The organism is Vibrio sp. 1641 (assembly GCF_033339995.1).
In the GTDB taxonomy this organism is placed as follows: domain Bacteria; phylum Pseudomonadota; class Gammaproteobacteria; order Enterobacterales; family Vibrionaceae; genus Vibrio; species Vibrio alginolyticus.
In genome coordinates, this window is record NZ_JAWOVP010000538.1 from 1 (window position 1) to 507 (window position 507).

The following is a 507-nucleotide window of genomic DNA, read 5'->3' on the forward strand; positions in this document are numbered from 1 at the left end:
TCCTCAACTGCTCGACAAAGGTTACAGCGTAACCGCGACGTCTCGACATATTGATTATTTGGAGTCTAGGACCAGCCCACATCCCAACCTTACACTGACTTACTTAGACTTGGCGGACGCAGAAAGTACACTTTCATTAGTTGATGACTTTGATTTGGTGTTCTTTCTGGTGCACGGCATGGCACAAGGTGATGATTTTGTTGAATACGAATTGAACCTTGCTTTGAACTTTAAATACGCATTGGAGCAAAGCCGTGTCAAACACGTTATTTATTTAAGTGCCATACAGCCACAAACTGGAAACTCGCGCCATTTAGCCGCTCGTAAAGCCACTGGAAAGATCATTCGACAATCTGGTGTTCCGGTGACAGAGTTACGTGCTGGCGTCATCATTGGTCCCGGCTCCGCCGCTTTCGAGATCATGCGAGATTTTGTCTACAACTTACCTATTTTGATCGCGCCTAAATGGGTCGACTCAAAAGCCAACCCCATCGCCCTACCCAACCT

At 46.7% G+C, this 507-nt stretch carries 1 protein-coding gene; it reads left to right on the forward strand.

Annotation, left to right across the window (positions count from 1 at the left end; all coding sequences use genetic code 11):
• Positions 1–507, forward strand: a 507-nt coding sequence (locus R7Z47_RS26995; protein ID WP_318131047.1) for an NAD(P)H-binding protein, incomplete at both ends; no start/stop codon positions are given.